This window comes from Paraburkholderia heleia NBRC 101817 (assembly GCF_000739775.1).
Taxonomy (GTDB): domain Bacteria; phylum Pseudomonadota; class Gammaproteobacteria; order Burkholderiales; family Burkholderiaceae; genus Paraburkholderia; species Paraburkholderia heleia.
Genome location: NZ_BBJH01000076.1, coordinates 1 through 9,386, shown reverse-complemented (window position 1 = coordinate 9,386; position 9,386 = coordinate 1). Strand labels below are relative to the sequence as shown.

Below are 9,386 nucleotides of genomic sequence, written 5' to 3'. Positions count from 1 at the left end.
CCTTGTCAATAACCTTAACAACACGCGAAATCTCATTCGCACGGCAGCCCAGAATGAGTTGCGGATGGAGGACAAGGAAGGTGTCGAGCACATTCACCTCACGACGCCTTTCCAGACTAGCGAGCTCAATCTTGGGCATATGGTCGATGTTGATCGCAAGGAGCGGGGGCAGGGGGCGGAACTGCGCTCGGACGAGCACGTGGCGGTGCGTGGCGCGAAGGGCGTCCTTGTTTCGTCCGAGGCACAGCCCGCAGCGAACGGACGGCAGCTTGCCATGGAGGGGGCTCAGGGTTTGCTTGAACAGGCCCTGCACCAGATGGAGGCACTCTCCGAAGCCGCTCAGACTGCCCAGGCAGTTGCAGCCGACTATCAACGTCAGCGCGAACTTTTCGAAGGGACGCTGACCGATCTCAAAAAGGCTGGAATTCTACTCAGTGCTCCGGATGGAATTGGACTGGTGTCCAACGACAGTCTGCAACTCAGTGCGCAGAAAAATCTCATCGCGACGGCCGCTGGTAGCGCAGATTTCGGGGTGCTGAAGCGGTTTACGGTAGCGGCTGGTGAACTGATTTCGTTCTTCTCGGAAAAGCTGGGACTGAAGGCTATTGCCAGGCAGGGGAAAATTGAAATACAAGCCCAGAGTGACGAAATGGACCTGATCTCCGACAAGAACATGCGAATCAGCAGTGCGAACGGTCGTGTCACCATTGAGGCAAAAGAAGAACTCCTGCTCAAATGTGGAGGTTCGTACATCCGGCTGTCGTCAACGGGCATCGAAGACGGCACACGTGGCAACCGCACAATCAAGTCGGCCGCTTTTAGCCGGCAGGGACCAAGTTCGCTCGCTGAAACCGTCAACAACTGGAAGCATGCGCCATTCGATGAGGAATTCACTCTGAGGTGGCCCTTCAGTGATGACCCCGTGACAGGTCAGAAATTTTCGATCGTTCGGGATGATGGCAGCGTCATCCAGGGTGCAACCGATTCGGCAGGCAAGACGAGCCTGCAGCGTGCGCTGTTCGCGGAAAGCGTACGTCTTCGTATCGACAGTAAATCGGCTTGATTCGGATTGGATACGTAACGGTGAAAGCTTGGTCTATTTTCGAAAGGGAAATATCGAGAAATGGAGACTAATGAACGTATCATCCCCGCAACAATCGCGAATGGGCTGTTACCCGGATCGTGACTAACGTCAAGGGTACGGTACTGGAGTACGCCTAATGAATATTCGCCCCATAGCGGCGTTACTTTTTCTGCTATTACTCATCATGGCCGCATGCGGACGACAGTCAGCCGTTTTGACCGAAAAGGAGAAACATAACGTGAGTCAGCTAACTGAGAACCTCAAAACGCGTTGCGTCGGTCGATATCTTATTGACATGCCTGCCGATGCACTGGTTTCCGGCGGTGCGAAAGTTCAGGGCGTGACGATCGAGTCGGAGGCAATGTCGCATGAAGCGTATTTGCGGGAAGTTATGAACCGAAAAGCGGAACTGCGTGGAACGAAGAGCATTGATCCCTATCCGTTTCTCTACGCCGATGATGAGGTAAATGGACCAGAAACCCATTATTTCATTTATCGGGGGAACGTGAGTGATGGGGAAGGTCGTCGCGTTTTTGAAGCGTACAAGTGGGATCACGGATACCGCTTCAAGTTCGGGATTGAAGGATACGACTACCTTCATCCCGATCAGACAAATGATCCGGCAATTCAACAGTTCAAAGTGAAGAACGATGTGCCTGAAAAGACCCGTCTCGTATTCAATCTTGTAAATCGTCTACGTTGGCGTGCTGACGACGACATTCCCGCGGAGCCCGGTCTTTGCGTTCTTGGTACCTTTCTTTCCGGGAAACCTGCCGACAACGAGAATGCATGGGCGCAGTTCGTGCTTGACGGGAATCGCGATGTGAGCATCGGATTCGAAAGTGATTCCAGTATTCGAGAGTCGAACACGTTGTTGCAGCGTGATGACCAGATCAATTCCGGTTTGCAGTTAGTTGACGGGAGAACGATACGGAAAGGCGCAGTCGCGCTATCTGGCATCGGCGCTGAGGAATGGCTCCTGGCCAGCAAGACTGTTTTTGGCGTGTCAGGGAACACTTTCACACTAGAAGCGAATTCAATGACAAGCAGTGCCCAATCGCCACTGTTGATACTCGATCTGGAGACGGGCTCGCCTAATGCATTCATGCAAGATCGAATCAAGGGCCCGTCCATCAGCGAAAACGAGGCAGTTGCATTGTGGGATGTTATTTCCCGTACGCTTCGCACGCGCCCTAACGGCTTTTAAGGGTGCGGCAATGCGGTCTATCCACTCGGTCTTGCCGCGTTCGCGTTCAGCTGAATCCCGTTCATCGGGCCCTGCCGCCCGACGGAAGCGCGGAAGCGGTTGTCGCGCTTCTTCTTGCGCTGGAAGCCGTATGTCGAAAGTTTAATTTAGAGCCTATCGCCATGTTGCATCGACCGAACGGGAAACTTGATTGTCCGCTAAGCGATGCGCTCGCGCGTGCTTTACGATAGGGACGTGTCGTGTCAAGTGAAGTCAAACGAATCTGGCAAAGCGGGCTTAATGCTCCTGCGGCTAATGCCGCAGTCAAAGCGGTGGTTCAGGTAGGTGTCGACGCGAAGATGACGAATATCGACCACATGGTGGCCATGCTGGGGAGGTCGCGCCGTGGCTGGATGTCGCGTGTGCGGCCACGGCAGCAATTGAGGACGGAGTGCCCCAACTTGTCACGACTGCCGGCAAGGCCGGGGCATGCTTCTCGGTCATTCGAGACATCAAGTAGTGGCGGAAGCCGACATGAGGATTCCTCTGAGCACACTGATATCGAAGCGGCATGACGCTCGGTTTGCAACAACATCTAGGAGGTCAAATCATGGTACGGAGATATGAAATTCTGAAAGGCGATCGCACCACGGCGGAAGGGTCCGTGATGGGTGGCGATTCCAACGATCGGGTTGGCGATCGCGAGCAGGCGCAAGAATGGGATGAAGTCTGGTGTCCTGAGTGTGAGTCGATAGGGCGAATCGTGTGCGATGGGCCGCGCTGGCGCAAACAAGGGCGCCGACGGCAGAGAGGGCGGATGATAGCGTCATCCAGGGGACTACCGACTCTGCCGGTAAGACGAGCCTCCAGCGTGCGTTGTTGGCTGAAAGCGTACGTCTTCGGATTGACAATGAATCGGCTTGATCTGGATCGAGTGTGCAACGGCGCAGACCACGTTTAATTCAAAAATGGAGTCTCAAGGCATGGCAACCAGCGAACGCGTTGTCCCTGGCACGGTAGCTGACGACGGATCCAGGCATTACGTATCCGTAACATCTGCACCAGACAGCAGTACAGCAGTGTGTTACATGATTCCCGATCGGGTCATTCCGGTCATATTTGTGCCAGGGATCATGGGAAGCAATCTGTGCGCCACCAATGGCAAACCAGTCTGGGTCGTGAACAGCCCTGCGGGCATGCTTCCGTGGGCAACAAAGAATGCCGCTTATCGCAAGTTGACGCTAGACCCATCCAAAACAAAAGTTTATGGCGACGGCGCCCTTCCGGAAGGCTCGCCGTTGACTCCAGCTCAAATGAAGGATCGGGGCTGGGGCACTGTTTCGAAAAAAAGCTATGGTGACTGGCTGGTCTGGCTGCAGAACGCACTGGATGATTGCCATCCTGGTACTGATCATGGAAAGAAAGGTCTGCGAGCGAGTCTGGAAGAAATGATCATTGCGCCTGGCCTGGAAAAACTAACGAAAGCTGAAATCGGGCTGTCCTACCGGTATCGCATGCCTGTCCATGCAGTGGGTTATAACTGGCTTCAGTCGAACGAGGACGGATCCCTGTTTCTCGCAAGGGAGATCGACCGGATTATGGGCGGATATCGCAAGATTGGTCGGTGCGACAAGGTGATTGTCGTGACCCATTCGATGGGAGGACTGGTTGCGCGCCATTGCTCAGAGTTTGCCGGGTATCACGACAAGATTCTTGGGATCGTGCATGGAGTGATGCCAGCGACCGGTTCGGCTACGGCCTACAAGCGGGTGAAGTCTGGTACGGAGTCAGACGGCACCGTTAAAGGCAATATCACAAGTCACGTGCTGGGCGCGACGGCTGAGGAAATTACTGCGGTATTTGCCCAGTCTCCAGGCGCATTGCAATTGTTGCCGAGTGCAGACTATGGAAATGGATGGTTGAAAATCGAGGACGGTGAGCTTCCGGTGCCTCCGCTGCCGGAGAAGGGCGACCCTTATTCCGAAATCTACACAAAACGCAAAGTGTGGTGGGCGCTCGTTGATGAACAGATCATCAATCCGATCGATACGACCAAGAAGAGTGTTGAACAAGACTGGTCGCAGTTTACCAGTTTGATAAAAGACAGCGTCATTCCATTTCACGCAGCCATAAGTCGCCGTTATCACGTTCATTCATACACGTTTTACGGCGATGATGCCAAGCACAAGACGTGGGGCGACGTGGTGTGGAAATGCAGACGTACGCCTTCACTATGGAAAGATGCCAATTCGCTTCTGGATAGTCCCCAATATAGCGCGATGAACAAATTCCCCGTTGCAGACGATCGTGTCGGCACCATTGATATAGTTGCTGGCCAAACAAACTATGGGCGAATCACAAAGACATTTGATATCCAGCCTGCAAGCGAGAATGGTGACGGTACAGTACCCGTTCGTTCGGGACGTGCGCCGGCGAAGTTCGCCAAGGCATGCATTGGGTTTGAGGGTATTGACCACGAAGGAGCGTATAACCCGTCGCCCAAGCCGCATCCAGCCCAACTTTTTGCACTGTGGGCCATTGTGCGGATTGTTGGCAACGTTCAGGGCACCACGATGGAATACAAGTCATGAGAGCAACCAGGGCCGGTGCGCTCGTCTTGGCGCTGCTAACGGCTGCCTGCGGGCAGAAGACAACGGTCCTCACTGAACAGGAGAACAGGGTTGTGACGGAAGCGATTACTGAATTGAAGACTCACTGCGTAGGTCGGTATCTGATCGACTTGCCGGGCAATATGAGGTCTGTTGGCTTCGCAAAGCTACAGGGTGTCATGGTCAAGGCTGAACCCAAGTCACTGGAACAGTTCAACCGCGACATGAAGCTACGGGAGACCGAACTTAAGGCGACGAAGAGTCCCGCTGGCTATCAGTTTTTGTACGACTCCGGCAAGATACACAACGTTGAGCATGGTCAATATTTTGTATCTTTGGGAAATCCCTTTTCCTCAAGCGATGCAACTCGTGTAACCGAAGCCTACAAATGGGATCATGGGTATCAGATCGCTCTGAGTACCGTGGGGTCAGATTGGACCAATTCAAGGTTCAAGGACGAACCTCTAATCAAAAATGACCCTGACAAAAACAACCTGCCCCAAAAGAAGCGTCTGGCGTTTGACCTGATCGAGAAGCTTCAGGGAAGACCGGAAGATGTCATTCCGACAGTGCCGGGGGTCTGTTTCATCGGTGGTTTTTTGCCCGGCAAGGCGGTCTCCGTAGATGAGGAGATTCACACGGATTTTGTGCTGCCTGACAAGCCGGATGTAGATTTCAATGTGGAGACCTTTGCTAACCTGGAAGCAAACGATACGCTTCCACAGCGTATGAAGGGGGAGGAAGTCCGCGAAGCAATGAAAGCCGCTGACGGTCGTCTTATCCGGATGGGGTCTTTTGATCTCGCTGGGGGCATTACTGCTGACGAAGCCTTGGTGGGAGCACTGACACTAGCCAACCCTCCGGTACCTGGACACCAGTTTTCCCTGGAAGCCAACTATAAGGGTGGTGCGCTTACACCGTATTTGCTGCTGGGCATGAGTACCGGATCCCCGAATTTCGTCGCCCAGGCCGATTCAATCAAGAAAGCCTCGCTGACGGAGGGCGAAGCTGTTTCTTTGTGGGACGCCGTTTCACGCACACTTCGTCCTCGTCCGAATGGCTTCTAGGGAATCACTGACTAATAGGCCATCGTGCGAGTTCGTCGGGGGTGGTGATACATAAATTCGGAATACAAAGTGAATCGCAAAAAATTCCTGGAAGCTCGACGTGGAGAATCTCCTCATATACCGCATTTCTCACGCCCATGAAGCGGTCGCACTATGGAACGTAGTTCCCCATACTCCGTCACCACGCCCCAATGGTTTTTAAAGGATCGACTATGTCTGTTGACTTTGACCGACTTCCGCCGGATGAACCTGTACCCGATGAGCCGCCGTCCCGACTGCGATGGACAGTCGCTTTCTTTGTCATCGCTTTTCTCGGTGTTTTCGCGGTTTTGCTTCTCTGGCCGAAAGGTGAGCCCACACAAACGCCATGGTTCTGGACCTGCGTCACGGTTTATCCGTTTGGTCTCGCGGCGTTCGTTGTCTTGCGGCGTTATAGCGTTTATGAGGGGCGTCGTCTGGACGCCATCGAGTGGAACAGGGCCAGCAAGGCCTACCGGAACGATGTATTTGACCGCGCAAGCAAAGCGCTTGCTGTCCTTGCAGCGACTTACCGGTTTTCGAGCGAGGAAAAAGATGACGACTTCAGCAAATTGATGAATGAATCTGTCAAGCTTGAACCACAGATTGCCCCAAAGCCGGATTCGCCGCCTGTCAATGCGCGCTGGTTCGAGAAGCCGGACTCAGACGAGCATGGGAGTCGATTCAAGGAGGACGGCACGCGTCAACGTTATGTTCTGACATGGGCGTTCGGCACGGTGGTCGATGCGGTTGCGGACGCTGTGCGCTTGCTCCCGGCCGAATTGAGGTTGAAAGTCGAACTGATGCTACCAGGCATTGCAGATACAGACGACGCGCAGGCTATCTGGAACAGACAGTGGGCGATGTCCGATCTTCGGCCGGCCTTGGCCCGTGTCTTACCGGAAATTCCCGATCTCATGTATGTGGACGCGTGGCTTGACCGGCTCAACCGGAAGCTCGATGAAGAAGCCCGGCTTCTGGTCGGTGTTCGGCTGAATGCGGTTCATCAGGCGCTTCCGCCCGACGGAAGTGCGGAGGCCGTTGTTGCGCTTCTTCTCGTTCCCGAAGTTGCATGGCGAAGACTCAATCTTGCACCGGCTGCCATGCTGCATCGGCCGAATGGAACAGCTGACTGTTCCGTCAGCGAAGCCCTCTCGCGTGCCTTGCAATGGGGATGCATCGAGGCAGGTGAAGTCAAGCGGATCTGGCAAGGTGGACTTGATGCTTCTGCGATGAATGCCGCTACCAAAGCGGTGGTTCAGGCGGGTATTGGTACGAAGCCCACTAACCTCGACTATATGGTCGGCCATGCTGGGAAGGTCGCACCGTGGCTTAACGTCGTGTGCGCGGCCCAATCGGCTATCGAGGAAAACGCGCCGCAACTCATTGTGACAGCAGGTAAAGCTGGCGAATGCTTTTCGGTCATTCGAAACATCAAGTAGTGCGAAGCCGGTGCGTATGCTCGGCTGAGCGTGGTGATCGCGGAGCGGCATTACGCTCCGTTCCAGGTACAACGTGGGGGAACAAATCTTGGTCCGCAGGTATGACATTCTGAAAGGCGATCGAACAACGGCAGACGGGACTGTGATGGGGGGCGACCCCAACGACAGGGTCGATGATCGCGAGCAGGCGTATGAGTACGATGATGTCTGGTGTCCTGAATGCCAGTCGATGGGACATATCGTTTGCGACGGACCGCGCTTGCCGAACAAGGGGGCAGACGGAAGGGAGGGTGCACTCAGCGATGACCTGTGTATGTGCAAATGCGATCCGCCACCACGTCTGCTTTCCTCGCAAAACACGTCTCACGTTGATTGCTGAGCGAGTGCCACGGGTAACGATTTAGTCTCTCCGGTTGCCGAAAATGAAGGGGTTGGCTGCCGGAATACCGGAAATCACTTTTCAACTTTTATCAGAATATGCTGCGCAAGTTCCGGATCGACATTCTGAGCGTCCTCATAGTGGTCGTCCTGCCTGGATTGCTGATCTGGTTCAGAGGCGACTCGTGGATGGGTTTACACTCTGCTGAAAAGCGTGCTGGATGGATTGTCGCTATCTGCATCATCTTTGTTCTGCTCTTTCTGTTGGTCAGCTTCGATGCTTCGTCGCGCCCGGCCGTGGCCGCAAGGCGAGTCCGGCATTGGGTCCTGAAACAGTTGAATTTGTCTTCCGGGCAACTTGATGACAGTGCATCAGTAGAGCGTACTTGGGCGGCAGCGCTGCGGAACAACCTTCGAGATCGCCATGGCTGGCGCTGGAATTACCGCGAACGATGGATCCTCGTCGCAGGCGACGAGCCCCTGGTGAAACGCCTTGCGCCAGGGCTGACCGATACCGGTTACGCTCTCACCGGAAATGCGGTGCTGCTCTATGCAAAGCAGACGGGCAGCACACTCGATACGGCTTGGCTCGAACAGATCCGTCGCCTGCGCCGGCGGCGCCCGGTCGACGCCATCGTGGCCGTGACGCGCGACCGCAATTCCGCTACCTTACCGTTCGACACAGAAGAACTTTCGCAACGCCTCGGCCGTCATGCTCGTGCCCTGCGTTGGGCGGCGCCCGCGTATCTGCTCAACGTCACCGATTTCGGCACCGAGCCCTCAGGGTCCGACGAGGCCATCGGCTTCACCTGGTCGAATGCGCGAACCTGCGCTGACGAAATCAGCATATCGCTGCAACGGCTCGCCTACCATCTCGCGGACGCTGGTGTCGTGCGCCTGGCTGCGGACCGGGCCGACCGTTACCCCGCTGAACTGTCGCAACACATCGAACGGCTGGGCAGTGCCCTTTCGGGACTCGTGACGCAGACCGCGCGATCGCGCTACTGGCAGCATGCCGTGCATGGACTCCTGTTCGCGCCGCTCTTCAGGGAGCGGGATCTGGATCCTCCTGCCGACGTCGAAAGAGCTGAAGAAGAGGAGAGGCAGCCCGAGCCGCGGCACCGCTCGATCTGGCAGGCGGTCGCGGATCACAGCCGCACGGTCCACGGGCGCCGCGTGGGCTTCTCGCTTTCGAGCACTGCAGCGTGGATCGCAACGGTCGCGATGGGCCTCTGGATGGCCGGTACGATGATATCGGGGTTTACCAGCCGCGCAACGATCGGCACGGCCAGACACACGCTCATCAGGCTATCGGGCAACCCGCCCCCCACGCAGGCAATGCAGGCGCTGGATGATCTCGACAAGCAGATCGACACGCTTGAAATACGCCGGCGCGATGGTGCACCGTGGACCTCACGCTTCGGTCTGAACCACGACAGCGCGCTGTTCAGCGCTCTGTGGCCCGGCTACGAGAACGCCGCGGGTCGCATCCTCGTCGGCCCGATCCGTCAGAAGCTCGAAGACCGTCTGCACCAACTCGCCGCCATGTCCGACGAAGAAATCGCGAGCGGCGGCACCGCCCAGGCACAGGCCGCGTACGAC

The 9,386-nt window shown here is 55.7% G+C and carries 7 protein-coding genes; all 7 read left to right on the top strand.

What is annotated here, in order from left to right; translation table 11 throughout:
- On the top strand, positions 1 to 1,063 hold a 1,063-nt coding region (locus BHE01S_RS35490), incomplete at its 5' end, for a DUF2345 domain-containing protein (protein WP_042273101.1).
- A 157-nt stretch (positions 1,064 to 1,220) separates the two neighbouring features.
- Positions 1,221 to 2,291, top strand: a complete 1,071-nt coding sequence (locus BHE01S_RS35485) for a T6SS immunity protein Tli4 family protein (protein ID WP_157025868.1) — start codon at positions 1,221 to 1,223, stop codon at positions 2,289 to 2,291.
- Between the two features lie 962 nt (positions 2,292 to 3,253).
- A complete protein-coding gene (locus BHE01S_RS35480) occupies positions 3,254 to 4,861 on the top strand; it encodes a lipase/acyltransferase domain-containing protein (protein WP_042273099.1) in 1,608 nt (535 codons plus the stop codon).
- Positions 4,858 to 5,946 (top strand): T6SS immunity protein Tli4 family protein, encoded by a 1,089-nt coding sequence (locus BHE01S_RS35475; protein ID WP_042273094.1) that lies wholly within the window; start codon positions 4,858 to 4,860, stop codon positions 5,944 to 5,946. The genes BHE01S_RS35480 and BHE01S_RS35475 overlap by 4 nt, the downstream gene beginning before the upstream one ends.
- Before the next feature lie 212 nt (positions 5,947 to 6,158).
- Entirely contained in the window at positions 6,159 to 7,406 is a 1,248-nt protein-coding gene (locus tag BHE01S_RS35470; protein WP_042273093.1) for a hypothetical protein, read from the top strand.
- A 73-nt stretch (positions 7,407 to 7,479) separates the two neighbouring features.
- Complete coding sequence (locus BHE01S_RS37525) at positions 7,480 to 7,785, top strand: PAAR domain-containing protein (protein WP_321898915.1); 306 nt, start codon at positions 7,480 to 7,482, stop codon at positions 7,783 to 7,785.
- A gap of 98 nt (positions 7,786 to 7,883) precedes the next feature.
- Positions 7,884 to 9,386, top strand: a 1,503-nt coding sequence (locus BHE01S_RS35465; RefSeq protein WP_042273097.1) for an ImcF-related family protein, incomplete at its 3' end; no start/stop codon positions are given.